Source organism: Streptomyces luteireticuli, assembly GCF_041519305.1.
GTDB lineage: Bacteria > Actinomycetota > Actinomycetes > Streptomycetales > Streptomycetaceae > Streptomyces > Streptomyces luteireticuli.
The window spans coordinates 68,826-88,850 of the sequence record NZ_CP167927.1 but is presented as its reverse complement, the minus strand read 5'-3'; the positions used below and the strand labels follow the sequence as shown (position 1 = coordinate 88,850).

The window sequence follows — 20,025 nt, the reverse complement described above, 5'->3', positions numbered from 1 at the left end:
GCCGCACATCGGTCGGAAGGCGGCGCGCCGGGAGGGGCGGTCGGTCCGGGCCGGTCGGGCTCAGGCCGCCGCGGTGGCGGAGAGGGTGGAGACGAGGCGGGCGAAGGCCTCCCCGGCCCGCTCGTCGGACAGCGCGGAGCGCTGCCAGGCCATGCGGACCAGCAGGTCCCGGCCGTAGGAGACGGTGACGGCGAACGGCCCCGGCAAGGGACGGTCGTCGAGATGCGTCTCGTGCCCGGTGGCGTCGCCGAGCCGCAGCGGCGGGCGGCGGCCCAGGTCCTCGAACGTCAGCAGCCCGTCGAGCCGCCCGGCCCAGGGCACGCCCGCGCCGCGGGCCGCGTGCACGACCTCGTCGAACGGGGCGTCGGCGTGGTCGAGATCGTCCCACCAGGCGGTGGTGCGCGCGTCCGGGCCCGCGTCGTCGGCGGGGTGGACGACCGTGTTGAGGAAGCAGCCCAGGACCGGTTCGGCCATCACGGGCCGCCCGCCCCAGGGATAGCCCAGCGCCGGGACGTACGCGTCGCCGTAGGCGGCCCGGGCGGCCGCGGCGCAGGCGTCGAGCGCCGCCGGGAAGGCCACGGCGCGCGCACCGCCCTCCGCCAGCGGCAGCCGGTGCTCGGCGCTGCCCGTACCCGCCGCGTCGGGGGCGCCGGAGGGGGCGCCGGACGCGACGGGCGGCGGGCGCAGCCCGGCCAGCCGGCCGGCCCAGTAGGCGAGCGACCCGGGCGCGGACGCCCTTTCCTCGGCGGCGAGTTGGAGGCGGACGGCCTCGCCGTAGGCGGCCGCCTCCCCGGCGGCCCGCAGCGCCGGAACGTCCCGCGGGCCGAGCCCTCCGCCGTACGCGAGGGTCAGGTCGGCGGTGATCCGGCCCAGCGACTGCTCGTCGCAGACGGTGTGGTCCAGCACCAGGGCGAGGAGGTCGCGGGGCCCGCCGGGACCGTCGTCGGCGGCGAGGAGGAGCCGTAGCGGCGGCCCGTCGGAGGACCACGCGGCGAGGGCCCGGCGCAGGGTGTCCGCCGCCGGCCCGCCCGGGGGCACGGGCAGTCGGCGCACCCATCCCCCGGGGGCGCCGAGACGCTGGACGGGCACCCCGCGCCGCACCTCCACGCGGGCCCGCAGGGCCGGGTGCAGGGCCGCGAGGTGACAGGCGGCGGCGTGCAGCCGGGCCACGTCCACGGAGCCGCGGGGGAAGGCGAAGAAGAGCGGGACGAGGTCGGGCCGGGCGCCGGGACGCATCCGGCGGGCGAGGACGAAGCGGCGCTGGGCTCCCGTGAGCGGGAGCAACGCCTCGGCCGGGGAGGCCTGTTCGGCGATGTGCCGGTAGCGGTCGAGATAGGACGAGGTGATGCTGCGGGACTGCACGCTGACCTCCCGCGCGCCGTTGGGGCGCGACGGTTCACGGGGACGACGGAGGACGGGGTGTGGGGGGAGGTGCCTCAGCCCGCGACGGGGCCGGGCGCGTGCGCGGCGGCGGGCACGGGCAGGTCGCGCAGCCGTCGCAAGGGGGAGAGCAGGAGGGGGACGGGAACCAGCAGGAAGCCGGCCGCGCACATCCAGACCGCGGCACGGGGGCCGGCGGCATCGGCGACGGCCCCGCCGACGAGGGCACCGAAGGGCATCGTGCCCCAGACCAGGAAGCGCAGGGTCGCGTTCATCCGCCCCAGCAGCTCGGCGGGGCACAGGAGTTGCCGGAAGCTGACCTGGGCGACGTTGTAGACCACGGCGCCGAAGAAGACGGCGGCCGAGGCGACGGCGAACCAGACCGCGGCGGCGCCGCGCCCCGCCAGCGGCCACAGCACGGCGAACGGCCCGGTGGCCGCGGGCGCGAGCCAGATCACCCGGGCTCTTCCCACGGCGCGCGCGAGGACGCCCGCGCTCAGGGCCCCGGCCAGACCGCCGACGGCCGAGGCGGACATCATCAGGCCGATGACGCCGGCCGGCAGCTCCAGGACCCGGACGAGGAAGACGGTCTGCACGGCGACGAGCATCGCGCCGAAGAAGTTCGCGACCGCCGTCGAGCAGGCGATCATGCGCAGGGCCGGGTGCCCGAAGACGAAGGCGAGTCCCTCGCCGACCTGGGCCCGCAGCGACGCGCCCGTGGCGGGCGCCGGGGGAGGCTCGGGAGTGCGGACGCCGCGCAGGAACAGGGCGGACAGCAGATAGCCGGCCGCGTCCGCGACGAGGGCGAACGGCGCCCCGGCGGCCTGCACGAGGACCCCGCCCAGACCGGGACCGGCCACCTGGGCGGACGAACGCACCGTCTCCAGCGCGCCGTTGCCCGACACCAGCTGCTCACGGGGCAGCAGCGCGGGCAGATAGCTCTGGTGCGCGACGTCGAAGAACACCGTGGCCACGCCGGTGACCAGGGCCACCAGGTAGAGCTGGGTCATGGTCAGCACCCCGGCCCAGGCGGCCAGGGGCAGACAGGCCATGGCCACGGCCCGTACGACATCGGCGCGCACGAGCACCGGAAGCCGCCGCATGCGGTCCACCCAGGCACCGGCGGGCAGGCCGACGAGCAGGAACGCGGCGGTCTCGGCCGCCGTCAACAGCCCTGTTCGGAACGGCGAGGCGTCGAGCTCGACCACGGCGACCAGCGGCAGGGCGACCAGGGTCACCTGGGCACCGAGCTGGCCCGTGGCCGCGCCGGCCAGCAACAGCCGGAAGTCACGGTTGCGTAAGGGACCGCCGCCGTCGGGCGTCATTGACAACATTTGACAGACATTTGGCCACGGCAGTGTGTTCAGTCAAAAGAAGCGACCTTTTCCGGCCGCTTCTGTCCGTATTGCGGACGTCAAGGAGTCCATGATGCGGTGAACGGTTTCGGACCGTCAGCTGAACGGCACCCCGGGTGACATGGGATAACGGGCGGTATGCGGACGGCTGCGGACCGCCCTCGCGGATGTCCGGATATCGGTGCTCCGGACATCCGCAGGGCCTGCCGGGGAGTCAGCGGCGCACGGGGGTCGGCCGCTCACGGGGTCAGCGGCCGGGGACGCTGACCTTCTTGCCCGACGCGCTCAGCGGCACCGGAATCGTCCGCTCGGTCGCCGTCGCGCCGCGCTTCGCCGCCCGCGCGTCGAGCGGCTTCTGCACGGCGTTGACGCTGAGGGAGACGCCCTGGCCGCCGGAGAACGTGCCGCTCGCGAAGGCGTTCACCCCGTCCCCCGTGACCTCGTAACCGGAGGTGTCGATGATGCCGTTGGCCCGGCAGTCGCGGAAGACCTCCTCGACGGGGACGAACCACAGCCAGTGGTAGTCGCCGTCGTGGTTGAGGTCCACCTTCTCCTCGAACCAGATCGCCACGCTGCCGGTGAGGCCGACCGTCGCCGTCCAGTCGATGTCGTACTTCTGGGTGCCGACCACCAGCGAGGCCTCCACCACCGACTTCGCCGGGATCTTCAGCGGCAGGTCGACGCTCCAGTTCTGCGTCTCCTTGTGCGCGAACTCCTGCGTCGACGACAGCGTCGCCTCGATCGACGTCGTCTCGCTGACCTTCGCGACGGCCGGCACCTCCGCCGACACCTGCACCGTCACGCCGACCTTCAGCGACTCCGTCACCGAGATCCGCAGATTCTGCTCGGTCGTCCGGCTCTGCTTGTACGTGACGGTCTGCTCGACGTCCGTGCCGTTGCGGTAGTTGGTGACGACGGAGCTGACCTGGCCCGGGACGGGGGAGGGGGCGCTGGGGTCGTAGGTGATCCCGCTGTACTTCGCGCGCACCTGGTACTGGTGGTAGCTCCCCAGGGCGCCCTGCTTGCCGTAGTCCGTCGACGCGGTGAACCGGCACCCGTTGGACTTCGGGAACCGCTCCTTCGCCATCCACCGGCCCCAGGCGTCGGTTATCTCCTGGAGCGGGCGGGAGGGGGCCGCCTTGCCCTTCGCGGAGGACGCCTGCGCGCGGGGAGCGGCGGCGGCCGGTGAGGCGAGCAGCCCCGTGACGGGGACGGCGGCGGCGACACCGACGGCGGGGGCGAGGGTCAGCAGGCGCCGTCTGGAGACATGGCTCATTGAATTCCGTACTTTCTGGCGGAGTTGGGGGGAAAGCGAGAGAAGTCGCTTGGGAGGCAATGCAATCGGCATTGTGGCCCCGTGGATAGGGACTTTGGTCCCGAAGAAGGGCCCGGGCCTGCGGTTTTGGCGGGGAGGATGACACGCCGTCAGGGGTGCTGCGGAGCGGGCGGGGTGTCGACTCGGCAACGGCGTTCGATTGTGTGTCCGAGCGGAGTCCCGGTCATTGTGGGCTGTCCCGTCGTGGCGCGTCCGGGGTTGCACAGTGGGGTGAGAGCGAACTACGGGGCGCGTGGGAAGGTGGCGCGGAGCTCGCGTGGTGTGCGAGTTACGCCTGTCGTCAGGTGAGGCGAGGCCCGACGGGGCAGCCGTGTGGCAGGGAACGATGTTCCGCCCGCGGTCCCCCTTTCGTGGAAGCCGGACTCCGGTCCAGCCTTGTCCGGCGCGGCCGGGCCGCACCACCAGTCCAGTCTTTGCCGCAATCGAGCGCAGGCCGGGGAGGCGCAGGTGCGGACGCGGGAGAGACCGGGAAGGCGCGGCGGACGTCCGAGGCCGTGAAGCCACTCCGGCCCTGGGGCGGGCCGCGCTGTCCGTGTGCGCTCTCCGGGGTCGCGCCGGCCCGATTCCGACGACGCATTCCCGCGGATCCGCATGCCTCCGGCCGGGGACATCGCGGTCCGCATTCCTCAACGCAGCAGAAGGAGACGGGAACGTGCTGAACGGCGACGAAGAACAGTATTCGCAGAACCTCGACGAGTTCCTCAAGAAGATCACCCTGTGGTACGAGAACGACTACGAGGGTTTCAAGACCATGTACGACGCCGCGGTCGAGAACGTGGTGCCGTACCCGGCCGACACGCCGGAAGAAGTGCGCTGTGACTGGAAGGGCAAGGACATCCAGTTCTTATGCGACTTCTTCGCGGAGTGGTACCACTGGCGGTCGGGGGTCAACAACGGGCTGGACTACATCGAGAAGTTCAGCTGGATCAACTACGAGAACGACTACGGCATGGTCTTCGTGACCTCCGGCCCGGGGTTCAAGATGACCGCCGACTTCACGCACCTTCAGGGCCTGCAGATGGACGACGAAGGGCCGGACGGGCAGAAGCTCATCGAGAAGTGGGTCAAGGAGCTCGGGCCGAAGCGCATGGCCGACTTCGAACCCGGGCCCTGGCCGACGTTCAACAAGTTCTTCACCCGGGAACTCAAGGACGGCGCGCGGCCCATCGCCCCCCGGGACGAGGACGACAGCGTGGTGGTCGCCCCGGCCGACTGCGTCATCAACATGATCGTCGACGAGCTGACCGAGACCACACCGATCCCGGTCAAGACGGTGACCATGAACGTCCGGCAACTGCTCGGCGACTCCGACTACGCGGAGGCGTTCATCGGCGGTACGGCGGTGTCGTGCATTCTGATGCCCGACACCTACCACTGGTACCACTCCCCGGTGAAGGGCCAGGTGGTGGAGGCCCGCGAGGACCTCCGCGGCGTGTACTACGGGATGCGGGACTTCCCCGAACTGCTCAACAAGGGGAACGTCGGCTACGGCTACGACTACGAGATGTTCGACAACTTCCGCCGGGGATACCTCGTCATCAAGACCTGGTACCCCGACGCCGAAGGAAAGAACAGTGAGGTGGGGTTCGTCGGGATGGTGCCCGTCGGCCTCAACTCGATCGCCTCCGTGAACTTCCTGGAGAAGTTCCAGGGGCTGGCCCCGGGCCTCACGATGCCCGTCCCGGTGGAAAAGGGCGAAAAAATCGGGAACTTCATGTACGGCGGATCCCTGAACATCCTGCTGTTCGAACCCGGCCGGTTCCCCGCGCTGCAACTCCTCCAGGGCCAGCGCATCGGGGTCCTCGAACAACCGGAGCGCACGGCAGGGCTGTTCACCGGCTCCTACCACACGCAGTCCCGGCGGCGTCGCCCCCTGGCCCCTTGACCCTTCTGCCGAACGGACGGTGAACCATGGCATCACCGGACCTCGTCACCTCGATTCCGGCGAACATCCCCGACACCCAGCGCATCGACCTGAAGGTCCGCTCCTACGCAGGGCACGTGCACGTCGAGAGCACGGACCACCCGGGGACCGACAACAACCTGTTCTACTGGTTCTTCGAGAGCCAGACCTGCGATCCCGGGGTCGCCGTCCCCGACCAGCAGGAGCTGATCAGCCGGACGCCGCTGCTGATCTGGCTCAACGGTGGCCCCGGCGCCTCCTCGCTCCTGGGCCTGTTCCTGGAGAACGGACCGCTGGCCATCGGCGACGACGCCGCCGGGACGGTATCGGTGCGTCCCACCTCCTGGAACCAGGAGGCGCACGTCATCTTCTGGGACCAGCCCGTCGGCAGCGGCTACAGCTACTCCGAGGCCGGGGAGTACGTCCACGACGAGGACACCCTCGCCACGATGTTCCGGGAGGGGCTGCAGAAGTTCTTCAGCCTGCACCCGGAGTACGCGCGGTGTCCGCTGTACGTCTGCGGCGAGAGCTATGCCGGGAAGTACGTTCCGGCGATCGCCCTGGAGATCGACCGGCACAACGGTCAACTCCCGGAAGAGCAGCGCATCGACCTCAAGGGGATCTCCGTCGGCAACGGCTGGATCAAGCCCGAACTGTCGGTCCGCGTCATGATCGACTACGCCTATGCGACGGGCTTCATCGGCATCGGCCAGAAGGAGTCCCTGGACAGGTCCTACGAGGACTTCCGGACCGCCCTGGCCGACAAGGACATGGACGCGGCCTACCGCCTCGGCAACGACATCGTGGACACGACCCTGGCCTACGGCGGCAACTTCGACGTCTACGACGTGCGGAGCTGGACCGATCTGCCCATGGGGCCGCTGACCGCCTACCTGAACAGCGAAGCGGTGAAGAAGTCCCTGCACGTCTCCCCGGACGTCCCCTGGCAGAGCGCCGACGACAAGGGCCCGGTGACCGAAGCGCTGATCCCGGACAACATGGCGGACGCCTCCGGGGTGTACGCCACGATCATCGAAAAGGGCTACAAGACCCTGCTCTACACCGGCAACTTCGACACCGCCTGCGGATACCAGAGCACCGAGGAGATCCTGGACGGCCTCATGCAGCAGAAGGGGGACTGGCGCAACGCCCCCCGGCTGATCTGGAAGTACGCGCAGGGGAACCCGAAGGGATTCGTCCGCAGCCTCGGGAATCTGACGCAGGTCAGCATTCCCGACTCCGGCCACGAGGTCCCGGCCTACCAGCCGGAGATCTGCCGGGAGATGCTCTACAACTGGCTCTTCGAGCGCCCCTTCCCCGGCCATGTCCCGGGGCAACTGTTCAAGCCGCGCAACGGCGGCGGCCCGCGCAAGAGCTGAGCGCTCCCGGGGTGGATCCGGCCCGCGGGCCGGATCCACCCCCGCGCCACCGGCGGCTCACCCCCCGTACGTCGCCTCCGCCTCCCCCAGCACCGCCGCGAAGTCCGCCGCCAGGCGCACCGCCTCCGCCTCCTCCAGGTCCGCCGCCGTGATCCGGACCCCCGGCTCCGACGCCACGCGGAAGCGGGCCCCGGCGGCCACCCACCACCCGCGCGTCCGCAGCCCGTTGACCACCGCCGACTCGTCCCGCACGGGCACCCAGACGTTCATCCCGCTCCGGCCGTGCCCGGTGACGCCCCGCTCCGCGAGCGCCGTCACCAGCCCGTCGCGCCGCCGGGCGTACGCCGTTCCCGCCCGTTCGACCAGCGCCGACGTGTCCGCGTCCGTCAACAGGGCCAGGACGGCGGCCTGGAGGAGATGGCTGACCCAGCCCGAGGTGAGGAGCAGCCGCCCGTCGTGCCGCGCGAGCGTCGTCGCGTCGCACGCGGCCGCGGCCCACCGCAGGTCCGCGCCGAGGGACTTGGTGACGGTCCGGACGTGGGCCCAGCGGGTCAGGCCGGCCGCGCACAGCGAGTGGAGCGGGGCGCCGGCGATGCCCGACGCGTAGTCGTTCTCGACGACCAGGACGTCGGGGGCCTCGCGCAGCAGTGCGGCCAGGGCGTCGCGGCGTGCGGGGGAGAAGCGGCCGCCGTACGGGTTCTGGGCGCGCGGGCTGTGCACCACGGCCCGTACGCCGCCGTCCCGGAGCGCCGTGCGCAGCGCGTCGGGGCGCATCCCCTCCCCGTCCACGGCGACCGGCACGGTGCGCAGTCCCAGGGCCGTGACGAGGTCGAGGAGGTGGTGGTAGCCGGGGTCCTCGACGGCGACCGCGTCGCCCGGGCGCAGTTCGACGGAGAGCAGCCGGCCCACCAGGTCGAGCGCCCCGTGCGCGAAGGTGATGTGCTCGACGGGGACGCCGTCGCGGCCCAGCCAGGCGCGCACGGCCTCCTCCAGCTCCGGCAGCCGGGGCGCCGCCCGGTGCGAGCGGGCGCCGGGCGACAGGCGCACCGGCGGCGCCACATCGGGCAGCAGCGCCGGATCGGGGTGGCCGCCCGCCAGGTTGCGCAGCCCCTCCGGGACCTTCGGCGGACGGCGCGAGGCGACGGCGGGCGCGTCCGCGACGACCGTGCCGCCGCGGCCCCGGGTCACGACGATGCCGCGCCGGCGCAGCTCCTGGTAGGCGGTCGCGACGGTGCCGGGGCTCACCCCGAGCCGCTCGGCGAGGCGGCGCACCGGGGGCAGGGCGGCCCCGGACTCCAAGGCCCCCTCGGACACGGCGCGTTCGACGGAGGCGGAAATCCCTTTGGCCGTCGTCCCGGTGATCGCATATTGTATTGCCACGTAGTCAAGTATGTATCGATACAAAGTGGTTGGCAAGGCGGGGCGCCAACCGTGCGGGGGGACGCATGACCGGGAGATACCGCAACGCCGTGGGCCGCATACCGGGCGGCCGCGACGGACGCCGCATGCTGGCGGTCTCACTGGTGGACCGGACCGGCAGCGGCCTGTGGGCCGCCACCTCGGTCCTGTACTTCACCTACGTCGCCCAGCTGTCCGTGGGCCAGGTCGGCACCCTGGCCGCCGTCGCCGGATGCGCCGGCCTCGCGGGCGCCCCGGCCGGCGGCCGCCTCGCCGACCGGCTGCCGCTGACGCGGGTGCTCATCGCCTTCCAACTGCTGCGCGCCGCGGCCTCCATGGCCCTGCTGCTCACCCACGCCTTCCCGCTGCTGCTGGTCTGCTCGGCGGCCGGCGGCTTCGGCGACCGGGCGGCGAGCGTGCTCACCAAGCTCTACTCCGCCCGCGTGTCCGGCGCCGACCGGGTGCGCTACCAGGCGGTCAACCGGACCGTCGCCAACGTCGGCTGGACGGTCGGCGGCCTCGGCGCCGCCGCGGCCCTCGCCGCCGGCACGACGGCCGTCTACCGCGTCCTCCTCCTGGGCGACGCCCTCTCGTTCGCGGCCGCCGCGCTCCTCACGGCGCGCTGCACGGAGATCGCCGCCGGTCCCGCGGCCGCCGCCCCGCACCCCGGCGAGGGGCCCGTCACCCCCTGGCGCGACCGGACGTACCTGGCCTACGTGGTGACGGACGCGCTGCTCTTCTTCGACGACGCCGTCTTCAAGGTCGGCCTGCCGCTGTGGGCCGTGCACGCCACCGACGCGCCCGACGGGGCGGTCCCGGTGCTGCTCGTACTCAACAGCGTGATGGTGGTGGCCTTCCAGGTCCCGCTCTCCCGCTTCGGCGCCACGACCGGCGCGGCCCATCGCCTCCTCCTGCCGCTCGCCCTGGTCTTCGCGGCGGCCGGCGCCGCGATGGCGGCCTCCGCGGTGCACGGCGCCGCGATGGCCACCGTGTGCCTCGCCGTCGGGGCGGCGGCCTTCACCCTCGCCGAGATGCTGCACGCCATCGTCTCCTGGGAGTTGTCGATCGCGCTGGCCCCCGAGGCGGCCCAGGGCGCCTATCTGGGCGTCCACGGTCTCGCCCAGGCGAGCCAGCGCGCGGCCGGCCCGCTCGCCGTCACGGCGGCGGTCGCCGCCGGGCCGCTCGGCTGGGGCGCCTTCGGCGCGGTCATCGCGGGCTCCTGCCTCGTCCAGCACCGGCTCGTCCGCGGCCGGGTCGCGGCACCGGCCGCCGGTGCCTGAACGCACCGTGCGGGTCACGCCTGTTGACGGTGGCCGGGGGCGCCCGCCGGGCCGTCGCCGGACCGTTCCCCTCCGGCGGGGAAGCACCCCGTCGTGGGGCGGGCGTCCGCGGACCGTGCGCCCGGCACCGCCCGGTGCGCACCGCCGCCCCGTGCGAGCGGCCGCGAGAGCAGCGCCGCCCCGGCCGCCAGCGCCGTCACCACCGCGCCGGCCGTGACGAAGGCCCCCGGGGGCGAGAGGTCCGCGAGCGGGGGCAGCAGCAGTATCGCGGTCACGCTGCCCGCGCGGGCGGCCGTGTGCTCGACGGACATCAGGCGCAGGCGCTCGGCCGGCGGGAAGACGCCCAGCCGCGCCCGCAGGGTGACGGTCCCCAGCGGGGCGGCCAGTCCGACGAGCACGGAGAGCAGTTCGAGGACGGACACGTGCTCGGTCAGCCCCATGCAGGCGGTCGCCACCCCGTCCGTCGCCCACGCGCCGCAGCACACCAGGAGCCAGGCGCGCGGCCGCCAGACCCCGGCGACGGGGTTGCCGATGAGCGCCCCCACCCCGACGGCGGCGGTGATCAGCCCGTACACACCGGCCCCGGCCCCGTGCCGGGCGGCCAGCAGCGCGGGCATGGCCACGGTGGTCGCGGCGGCCGTGAACGGCAGGGCGCCGTGCGCCAGGATGCCCAGGCCCACCCTGGGATGCGCCCGCAGCAGCTCCGGCGCCCGCGCCGCCGGCGGGCGGCCGCCCGGTGCGGAGGGCGCCACGGGGTCGTGCCGCCGGGCCATGGCGGCCAGCGCCGCCGCCGACACCGCGAAGGACGCCCCGACGAAGGCAAACAGCTCCACCTTGGAGAACACCAGCAACAGCACGGCGGCACAGGCGTGTCCGGTGGTGCGGGCGATGCGGCTGGTGAGGTCGAACAGCCCGGTCACCGGCTGGACGCGCCCCGGCTCGACGAGTGTGGGGAGCAGCGCCTCCAGGTTGGGGTCGAAGAGCGCCCCGAGCGTGCCGAGCGTGAGGACGCCCGCGAACACGACGGCCGTGCCCGGCGCGTCCGGCGACCACAGGAACGGCAGGGCCGTGGCCACGGCCGCCCGCGCGGCGTCCACCCGGGCCAGGGCGCCGTACGAGGCGAAGCGGGCCACCACACGGCGGCCGGCCGCGCCGAGCACGACGTAGGGCGCCGATTCGAGGATCGCCACCAGCCCCATCAGCGAGGCCGACCCCGTACCCGCCCACACGCTCCACATCACCGCGACGGTGTGGAGCCGGTCGCCCAGGACGGACAGGCTCCGTGCGACCCACAGCATCAGCACGGGCCCCCGCCGCAACAGCCGCAGATACTCCATCCGCCCTCCCGGCCCACCACCCGTACCTGTGGTCAAGCTAGTCGGCGGGCAAGGACAGCAAGGGCCTTTCGGGACGACAACACCCTTGCGGGCGGAAGGTGATGAAGGGAAGGTAACGGGCGTTCGACGGACGGGGGCACGGAAGGGCACGGTCCCTGCCGGCAGTGGTGTCCCTCCGCACATGAGGACCGCCGCCCGGCCGGCCACCGGGCCCGGCCGGCCCGGTGTGCCGCCGGCCCCGGGCGGCGGTCGGCTCCGGGCCCCCACGGCCGGAGCGCCGGTCCGGGCCGCTCGGCGGACGTACCCCGACGCCCTCCCCCGATTCCCGTGAGCGACCCGGTCCGGTCCTTCCAGTCAACCGGAACCCCTGGTCGCGGAGCGGTCGCCCGCCGGGCGGTTCCCGGTGACGAGGGTCGCCAGCAGTGCCGCGGCCGCCGGACGGCGCATCACGAAATGGACGTCCCAGTCCGCGCCGCGCGCCAACTCGGCCTCCACCGCGGCCCACAGCGCCCCGACGCTCGTCCCGTACGGCAGCCCGCCGCGCCCCGAACCGAGCAGGGGGAAGCACACCGACCGCAGCGGCGGGCCGAAGGCGTCGCGCTCCTCCGCCATGACCTCGAAGACGCGGGCCGCGGTCCGGGTGACGTCCGAGGGCAGGACGTCGTAGTCGTTGGTGCCGGGCCGGGGGATCGCCACGGCGGAGTGGTAGATCCGGCGGATGCCCCGGGCGGCCAGCGAGCCGGGGCCGGTCGCGGCCACCGTGCCGGACGGGACGGGCCGGCCGGCCGCCCCGTTCTCCTCCGCCCAGGCGCGCAGCGCGTCGTGGACCGGGTCCTGGAGGATGTCGCCGTTGACCCCGCGCACGGCCCCGGCGCGGCGCAGCGACGCGGAGACCGACGACTTGTAGGGCTCGGGCAGCGCGAGGTGGGTGTTGGTGGGGGAGACCACGACGTCCACGTCGCGCAGCAGGTCCACGGGGTGGACGTGGACGGTGAAGCGGGCCGTGCGCCGGGCCACCGGGACGTACAGGACCCGGTGGGTGGCGGTGGTCTGCCAGCTGACGGCCCCCGGCCCGTACGTCCGGCCGATCATCTCGGTGACCTGCCCGAGCACCATCAACTCCTGGTCCTTGCGGAAGCGTTCGACGCTCACCCCGTACAGCTCGGCGGCGCGCCGCCGCCGGTCGGCGCCCGGCCAGTCCCGGGTGCCCTGGGCCAGGCCGAGCACATACTCGGCGGCCGTGCGCAGCGTGCCCTCGTCGAGCCGGGCCACCGAGAGCCGCAGCAGGCTCTCGACGGTGCCGTCCGGCGTCTGGGCCGCCGCCATCTCCAGGGCGGGCAGCCGCAGCGAGCGCAGCCGGGTCAGGCCCGCCCTCCTGACCTCCCTCAGCTCCCGGAGTATGGCGGGGAATTCATCATCCAGCGGTGGGTCGGACGGCATGGCTCCGCCAATCGGGGTCGGGCGAGCGGGTGGGGACGAGCGGTGCGGTGGGGCCGGTGCGGTTCACTGCGGCCACGGGGGGACGATGGCCGCGCGCAGGGGGGCGAGGAGCAGGTTCGCCTCGGCGATGCCCCGGGGGGATCCCAGGTCCCGGTAGGCGTGGACGCGCACGGGGGAGACCACCGGGCCGGGGCAGCGGTCCTGGAAGAGGACCGAGGACAGCCGCGGGCGGTGGCGCCGGGACTGCCACACCAGGCCCATGGCCCCGGGGGTCTGCGCCCGCATCGCGCTCGCCCAGCGCCGCGTCGTGGCATAGTGCTCCCCCTCCGCCTCCAGCAGCCACGAGTCCTGGCACACCGCGGCCAGGTCCTCCTCCGTGATCAGTGAGATCAGGTGCAGCTCCGCCTCGGTGACGAGCATGCTCAGCGCCCGGCCGGCGACCGCCGCGTAGGGGATGAGGCGCATGCCCGACCCGGCGTCGAAGTCCAGCGAGCGCAGGAGCGTTTCGGCCAGGGCGGTGGCCGGGTCGGAGGCCATGTAGAGGGAGCCGTACGGGTCGGGCGGTGTGCCGTCGAAGCGGTTGCCGCAGAAGCGGGGGCCGGGGGCGGCGGGCTTGAACTGCCCGGCGGGCCGGCGGCCGGTGTGGACGCGCCACCACCGTCTGCCGGCGGGGACGACGTACAGGTTGGGACGCATCGTGTACGTGGCCGGGGAGATGTTGCCGGTCATTCCTCCCCCTTCACCAGCGCCTGCGCGGCACTGGCCAGGACGTCGTCCGGCAACTCCCCCAGGAGCGAGGCGGGCGGTCCGCCCAGCCAGGTGTTGCCGCTCAACCACCAGTCCGCGGCGCCCCAGGGATCGACCTCTGCGAGCAGCAGCTGGTTGACCCAACGGACGACGGAGACGGGCCCGCCGGTTTCACCGGCGAACTGGAAGGCGGGGTACCGGTCGCCGCGGACCGGGTCCGCCAGCCGTATCAGGTCCCGGGGGAGGGGATCCTCGGCGCACCGGTCGCGCGCCTCGGCGGCGGAGAGCGAAGGGGCGGCCAGCAGCCGCCGTTTGACCACGGCGATGATCTCCGTGGTGCGGGGGGCGGAGGCGCGGCCGGTCATCAGCTCGGCGAGCAGCAGCCAGGCCAGGCCGGAAGGGCCGGTGTGCGGGCAGGCCGCCCCGGCCGGGGGACCCGGGGACGGGGCGCCCGGCGGGGACGAGGGGGAGGCGGGGTGGTCCGCCGGCAGCGGCGACAGGGCGTTGCCGACGCCCCGTTCCGCGCGGGCGGCCGCCGGTCCGGCGCCGGGCGCGGAGGCGAGGTCGTGCAGGGCGGCCAGGAGCAGGGCGTACTGCTCGTCGTCGAGACACGCGCGGATGCTGTCCGCGTGCTGCCCGATCAGGTGGAGCAGTTCCTCCACGGGCTTCATGCGGACCTCCCCCCGGGCACCGGGCGCAGTGCTTCCCCCGGTGCCCGACCCCACGGGTCCGCAGGGGCGTGCCACGCGCGTGTCGCCTCGTCACGGTTCACGGACCGAAGGTAGCGACTCGCACGCCTTTTCGTACGCCGGAATCGCAGTTCGCCCCACCGGACACCACCGTCACGTGAACACCACGGGTTGTGGAGGGACATGCCCTTGACACCGATGCCGTCATCCTACGGCGCCGTCACCGCTTGCGACACGGGTGCGACCCCGCGGCTCACCTCCTCCCCGGACGGGCCAGCACCAGCTCCGTGTTGTGGTCGAGGGCCGTGCCCAGTTTCTTCGCCGGGGTGGCGTAGGGGTCGTTGTAGGACAACTCCCGGTAGAGCGCGGCCAGTCCCGCCTCCGAGGTGTCCGAGACGTCGGTGCGGTAGGGGGCGGCCGACTCGACGAGCGTGGTGAACAGGGACAGTGTGCCGTCGCCGTTGTCGGTGAGCTCGATGATCCGGGCCTGCTGCGGATAGTCGATGTGGGAGGCGGTGTTGACCTCCCAGAAGGCCCGCTCGGGCACGGCGTGGCCGTGGGCGGTGATCCGGTTCTCGTGGCTGTGGCCGTTCACCCAGGCGACGACGTTGGGGAAGCGCTGGAGGAGGGCGACCAGTTCGCCGCCGTCGTGCCGCTTCTCGAAGGGGCGGTGCGGGTCGGGCAGCAGGTTGCCCATCGACGTGCTGGTGTGGTGGCTGAAGACGACGACCAGTTCGTCCGTGCCGGTCCCGCGCACCGTGCGGCCGTCCTTGTCGTACCAGTGTCCGCTGCGGGACTTCAGGACCGACTCCAGCCACGTCAGCTGGGCCGTGCCGACCGAACCGTCCGCGAAACCGGCCGGGTTGGTGGTGTCCAGGCTCACTCCCAGGACGCCGTCGGCGACGGGGAAGGTGTAGTACAGCCGCCCCTGCTCCACCGCCGGGGCCGTGAACCCGTGGCCGGCCGGCCCGGCCCCGGTGTACCGGGGGTCGAGGTGCGCCTTCGCGAACTCGGCCGGGGTGAACGGCGCGCGGCGCGGGTCGGGGGTGACGCGGCGCACGGGACCGGCTGTCTTCAGCAGATGGGCCAGGCGCTTGACGGCCTTCCCGGGATCGGTGCGCAGGGCGTCGGCCAGCGCGGCCGCCTCGGCGCCGTCGCAGCCCTCCAGCTTGCGGTCGCCGGTGTAGAGGGAGCGGAGCAGGCCGAGGTCGGGCAGGGTGCCCTCGACGCTGTCGTCGTGGTTGCCGACCGTGGTGTACCAGGGCGTGCGCAGCCCCGGCGCGGTGAAGGGGCGGCCCGCGGCCGTCAGGAATCCGGGGATCCGGGGGAAGCCCTTGGCCTTGTAGACGTCGTTCGAGGACGACTCGGGGTTCCAGTACTCGGCGTTCCCGGAGTTCTGCACGCCCTCGTAGCGGGCGGGGTCGCCGCTGTTCGGGGTGATCCGGCCGCCGCTCATCACCGAGAGGTACCAGTCGAGTTCGACCTTCTCGTGGTTGTCGGTGTTGTCCCCGGTGGCCATCACCAGGGAGAACGGCGCGCCGGTGTAGGGGCCCCGGGCCAGCGCGTTGACGCGCTCCACGAGGGACGAGGCGCCGCGCACGGTGAGCGTCTCGTGGGGGCGGTGCGCGCTGTCGATGAAACGGGCCAGGTACTCGAACCGCACGGGCGACTCGGTGTCGGCCAGGTGCAGATCGGTGAACTGCACGAAGCAGGCCAGGGCGGTGCGCGCACCGTCGCGGGCGGCGGCCCGCCGGGCGCCCCGGGGGGCGAGCTCGTCCCGGACGACCAGCGGCCAGCCGGGGCCGGACCGGAGCCGCTTGTACGGGCCGGCGCCGGTGGGCTCGGCGACCTGGGCGAGGGTCGTGCCCTCGATGCGGACGGCCCGCGCCGCGGTGGCGGCGACGGCCCGGTCGAGCGTGGCCGCGGACGCGAAGCGGCCGTCGGCCAGGGACAGGGACGCCGCGGCGGCCACGGCCGCCGTGCCGGTGAGGAACTGGCGCCTGTTGTATGAGGACATGCCTCGTTCTCCTGGTGGGGTGCCGGACAGCGGAATCGCACTACTGTTCAGTAATGGTGGGTCGTCAGAATGCCGGGCGGCCCTGGCCGTTGTGTGAACGGTCGGCGAAGGGTTGGTGAGCGACCGGTGTCCGTGCCGCCGGCCGACGGGCCGCGTCTCCAGGGACGCCCGGAACGGCCCGGACGTTCCCTGCCGTTGGCGGTGAAACCGTCAAAGCGGTCCGAAATCAGGCCACTTGCCGTGAAGGGGGACGGTATCGCCGTCCTTCCTCCGTCAACCCCTCGCTCTTTCGGATGAGTTACGTTTTCCCGCCCCCGGCCGGCGCCAGCATCTAGGGGACTTCACGACGGACCCACCACCCCCACAGACGGACTCCGAGGAGCAGCGCCTCGATGGCCACCACCGGCACCACGGGTGACTCCCGCGCCCCCGTCCCGGCGCGCGGCGCCAGGAGCGCCCACGACGCCGCCCGCACCAGACTCCTCGGCCTCCAGCGCCAGGACGGCTCCTGGGAGGGCGAGATGGAGTGGAACACCACCGGCACCGCCCAGTACGTCATCGTCATGCGGATCCTGGAACGCCCCCTCGACGAGGCGACCCGCCGGGGCCTCGTCCAGCACTTCCGCTCCGCCCGCAGCCCCGGCGGCGGCTGGGCCCTGCACCCCCAGGGCCCGCCCTCGCCCTACGCCACCACCCTCGCCTACCTCGCCCTGCGCCTCCTCGGCGCCGCCCCCACCGACCCCCTGACCGCCGAGGCCGCCGCCTGGCTCCGCGCCCTGCCCGGAGCACCCGCCGTGCCCCAGTGGGGAACGTTCTGGCTGGCCCTCCTCGGCCTCGTCCCCTACGAGGACCTCGCCCCCGTCCCGCCCGAGGCCATGCTGCTCCCCGCCCGGGCACCCCTGCACCCCTCACGCCTGCTGGGCTGGACCCGCATGCTCTACCAGGCCATGGCCTACCTCTACGGGACGCGCTTCGCCGCCGACCTGGGCCCGCTGGCCGCCGAGCTGCGCCACGAGCTCTTCCCCCACGGCGGCCGCACCGGCGAACCGCTCCCCGGCATCGACGCGCACTTCCCGCCCGGCCGCGCCCTGCGCCTCCTGACGCACTGCCTGCGCGGCTGGGAGCGCGTGCACAGCCGCGGACTGCGCCGCGCCGCCCTGGAGCGCTGCCACCGCGCCGTCGCCGACGAGCAGCACGCCTCGCCCCACCACGGCCTGTCCTCGGCCAACGCCCTGCTCGAATGCCTCGTGCTGTACGCCCGCGACCCCCACCACCCGCTGCTCGAAGGCGCCGTGGGCCGCCTCGCGTACTGGCGCTGGACGGACACCCGGCGCGGCGTACGCATCTGCGGCGACCGCTCGACGGTCTGGGACACCTCGTTCGCCGCCCAGGCCCTCCTCGCCGCGGACCCCGGCCACGTCCCCGACGCGGTGCTCCGCGCCCGCGCCCACCTCGCCGGCGCCCAGGTCACCGCGTACACCGGACTGGTCGCGCCGCTGCGCACCGTGCTCGGCGGCTGGGCCTTCTCCGACGGCAACAGCCGCTGGCCCGTCGGCGACTGCACCGCCGAGGCCCTCAACGCCCTTCTGGACGACGGCGGTTCCGCCCCGCCCCCGCTGCCGCCGCACTCCCTGCACGCTGCACTGGGCGTCCTGCTGGACCGGCAGAACCGCGACGGAGGCTTCGGCACCCTCGACCGGCAGCGGGCGGGACGGTGGCTGGAGGCGCTCAACCCCACCGAGATGTTCCTCGGCTGCATGACCGACAGCTCCTCCGTCGACTGCACCGGCTCCGTCCTCACGGCCCTCGCCCGCCTGCGCCGCCACCTGGACCCGGACGACCGCAGACGCGCCGAGACGGCGACCGGCCGGGCCGTCGCCTACCTCCGCGCCGCCCAGAACCCCGACGGCTCCTTCACCGGCACCTGGGGCATCCACCACACCTACGCCGCCTTCCTCGCCGCCCGCGGACTGCGCGCCGCCGGAGTCCGCCCCGACGACCCGGCCCCGGCCGCCCTCGGCCGCTGGCTCGCCACGACCCAGCTCGCCGACGGGGGATGGGGCGAGAACTGGCGCGGCTGCGCGGAACGACGCCACATCCCCCTCGACCACGGCCTGCCCGAGATGACCAGCTGGGCCGTCCTCGCCGCCCTCGACACCCTCGGCCCCCGCCACCCCGCCGTCGCCCGCGGCATCCGCTGGCTGTGCGACCACCAACGCCCCGACGGATCCTGGGAGAACGACCACGTCAACGGCGTCTCCTTCGCGACCCTGATGCTCCGCTACCCCCTCTACTCCGCCTACTTCCCGACTCTGGCCCTCGGCCGCTACCTGCACGCCACCGCCACCACCACCCCCGCGACGGGATCGCCGGCCCGTGCCTGGACCACCGGAACGGGGCGATGACGACGGCCTCTTTCGACGTGACGGCCTCCTTCGACGTGACCGTCGTCGGCGCCGGACCGGCCGGCTGTGCCACCGCCCTCGCCCACGCCCAACTCGGCCGGCGCGTCCTCCTCCTGGAAGCCGCGCACCGGGCCCCCGCGCGCCTGGCCGGCGAATGGCTCCACCCCCAGGGCCTCGCCGTCCTGCACCGGCTGGGCGTCGACCTGGCCCCGGCCCGGCCCGTCACCGCCCGCGGCTTCGTCCTCCACCCCGAGGACGGCGGCCCGCCGATCACCCTGCCCTGCCCCCGGGGCGGCCGGGCCGCCTCCCTGCACCACCGCGACCTCGTCACCGCCCTGCGCACCGCGGCCGGCGCCCACCCCGGCATCACCCTCGCCCTCGGCGCCCGCGTCACCGCCGTCCACGGCGCCACCGTCACCTGGACCCACGGGTCCGGACCCGAACACCGCGTCCCCGCACGCCGGATCGTCGGTGCCGACGGCCAGTCCTCCCTCGTCCGCCGCCTCCTGCACCCCGCCCCCGCACCCGCGACGACGGTCTCCCGCACCGCCGGACTGCTGCTGCACGGCGTCGCCCTGCCCCGGGAGGGCTACGGCCACCTCTTCGCCGGCGCCCCCGGCCCCGTCCTGGCCTACCGCCTGGACGCCGGCACCGTACGGCTGACCCTGGACGTCCCCCTGCTTCCCCTGCGCGGCGAACGGCTCCTGTCGTACGTGCGCCACGCCTACCCGCCCGCCCTGCCCGGCCCCCTGGCCCGCGCCCTGCGGGCGGTGCTGGAACACACGCCCCCGCAATGGGCCGTCAACCGCCTGCGCCCCCGCGGCTTCCACGGACGCGGCCGCCACGCCCTGGTCGGCGACGCGGCCGGCACCTGCCACCCGCTCACCGCCTCCGGCCTCACCATCGCCCTGCGCGACGCCGAATGCCTCGCCCGCGCACGGGACCTCACCGCCCACTCCGCCCGCCGCGCCGCCGCCGTCCGCGCCCACGAACACCTCGCCGCCGCGCTCCACCGCCTGTTCTGCGACCCCGCCCGGCCCACCGCCGACCTCCGCCGCGGCCTCTACGCCGTCCTGCGCGCCAGCGCCTCCGAGCGCGAACGCACCATGCGCGTCCTGTGCGTCGAGGAGCACAGCACCCCGGCCCTCGCCGGCGCCGTTCTCCACGTCGCGGCCCGCACCGTGCGGGAACGCCTCGCGGCGGGGGAGGGATACCGGGGGATCGCCGACTGCATGGGCTGGCTGCGGTGGATGAGCCGTACACCGGGGCCGGTGACCTGAATTCCCGTCACTGTCCCTAAAAGCCGGGCGTATTGGCGATAGACGCGGCCTAACCCCCCATAGAAAACTTCACATGCCC

14 protein-coding genes are annotated in these 20,025 nt (G+C 73.8%); 5 read left to right on the top strand and 9 right to left on the bottom strand.

Annotation, left to right across the window (positions count from 1 at the left end; genetic code table 11):
• Positions 1–60: 60 nt before the first annotated feature.
• The 3 genes from AB8735_RS00350 to AB8735_RS00340 form a co-directional block, all read right to left on the bottom strand.
• Positions 61–1,362, bottom strand: coding sequence for a non-ribosomal peptide synthetase (locus AB8735_RS00350; protein WP_372404196.1), 1,302 nt, complete (start codon positions 1,360–1,362; stop codon positions 61–63).
• Positions 1,363–1,436: 74 nt separating this feature from the next.
• Positions 1,437–2,705: an MFS transporter gene (locus tag AB8735_RS00345; RefSeq protein ID WP_344021428.1), complete on the bottom strand. Its 1,269-nt coding sequence runs from the start codon at positions 2,703–2,705 to the stop codon at positions 1,437–1,439.
• A 277-nt stretch (positions 2,706–2,982) separates the two neighbouring features.
• Positions 2,983–4,011, bottom strand: a complete 1,029-nt coding sequence (locus AB8735_RS00340) for a cytotoxin leucocidin (protein WP_372404195.1) — start codon at positions 4,009–4,011, stop codon at positions 2,983–2,985.
• A 712-nt stretch (positions 4,012–4,723) separates the two neighbouring features.
• Here AB8735_RS00340 and AB8735_RS00335 point away from each other — a divergent pair.
• Positions 4,724–5,956: a phosphatidylserine decarboxylase gene (locus AB8735_RS00335; protein WP_372404194.1), complete on the top strand. Its 1,233-nt coding sequence runs from the start codon at positions 4,724–4,726 to the stop codon at positions 5,954–5,956.
• Positions 5,957–5,982: 26 nt separating this feature from the next.
• Positions 5,983–7,353: a hypothetical protein gene (locus AB8735_RS00330; RefSeq protein ID WP_372404193.1), complete on the top strand. Its 1,371-nt coding sequence runs from the start codon at positions 5,983–5,985 to the stop codon at positions 7,351–7,353.
• A gap of 57 nt (positions 7,354–7,410) precedes the next feature.
• Here the strand turns inward: AB8735_RS00330 and AB8735_RS00325 are convergent, their stop codons facing one another.
• Complete coding sequence (locus AB8735_RS00325; protein WP_372404192.1) at positions 7,411–8,733, bottom strand: aminotransferase class I/II-fold pyridoxal phosphate-dependent enzyme; 1,323 nt, start codon at positions 8,731–8,733, stop codon at positions 7,411–7,413.
• Positions 8,734–8,798: 65 nt separating this feature from the next.
• Between AB8735_RS00325 and AB8735_RS00320 the strand changes: the two genes are divergently transcribed.
• Positions 8,799–10,031 carry an MFS transporter gene (locus tag AB8735_RS00320; RefSeq protein ID WP_372404191.1) on the top strand — a complete coding sequence of 411 codons (1,233 nt, stop codon included), beginning with the start codon at positions 8,799–8,801 and terminating at the stop codon, positions 10,029–10,031.
• A gap of 14 nt (positions 10,032–10,045) precedes the next feature.
• Here the strand turns inward: AB8735_RS00320 and AB8735_RS00315 are convergent, their stop codons facing one another.
• The 5 genes from AB8735_RS00315 to AB8735_RS00295 all read right to left on the bottom strand — a co-directional run bounded on the left by AB8735_RS00315 (position 10,046) and on the right by AB8735_RS00295 (position 16,261).
• Positions 10,046–11,368, bottom strand: a complete 1,323-nt coding sequence (locus AB8735_RS00315; RefSeq protein ID WP_372404189.1) for a hypothetical protein — start codon at positions 11,366–11,368, stop codon at positions 10,046–10,048.
• 354 nt (positions 11,369–11,722) lie between these two features.
• Positions 11,723–12,808: a hypothetical protein gene (locus tag AB8735_RS00310; RefSeq protein ID WP_344021415.1), complete on the bottom strand. Its 1,086-nt coding sequence runs from the start codon at positions 12,806–12,808 to the stop codon at positions 11,723–11,725.
• 63 nt (positions 12,809–12,871) lie between these two features.
• On the bottom strand, positions 12,872–13,537 hold the full coding sequence (locus tag AB8735_RS00305; protein WP_344021413.1) for an RES family NAD+ phosphorylase: 666 nt from the start codon (positions 13,535–13,537) through the stop codon (positions 12,872–12,874).
• Complete coding sequence (locus AB8735_RS00300) at positions 13,534–14,226, bottom strand: hypothetical protein (protein ID WP_344021411.1); 693 nt, start codon at positions 14,224–14,226, stop codon at positions 13,534–13,536. Before AB8735_RS00300 ends, AB8735_RS00305 begins: the two co-directional genes overlap by 4 nt.
• 271 nt (positions 14,227–14,497) lie before the next feature.
• Positions 14,498–16,261 carry a TIGR03767 family metallophosphoesterase gene (locus AB8735_RS00295; protein WP_372404188.1) on the bottom strand — a complete coding sequence of 588 codons (1,764 nt, stop codon included), beginning with the start codon at positions 16,259–16,261 and terminating at the stop codon, positions 14,498–14,500.
• Positions 16,262–16,653: 392 nt separating this feature from the next.
• Here AB8735_RS00295 and AB8735_RS00290 point away from each other — a divergent pair, with 392 nt between their 5' ends.
• Positions 16,654–18,666: a prenyltransferase/squalene oxidase repeat-containing protein gene (locus AB8735_RS00290; protein WP_372404187.1), complete on the top strand. Its 2,013-nt coding sequence runs from the start codon at positions 16,654–16,656 to the stop codon at positions 18,664–18,666.
• A complete protein-coding gene (locus tag AB8735_RS00285) occupies positions 18,663–19,946 on the top strand; it encodes an FAD-dependent monooxygenase (RefSeq protein ID WP_372404186.1) in 1,284 nt (427 codons plus the stop codon). Before AB8735_RS00290 ends, AB8735_RS00285 begins: the two co-directional genes overlap by 4 nt.
• The last annotated feature ends 79 nt before the right edge of the window (positions 19,947–20,025 follow it).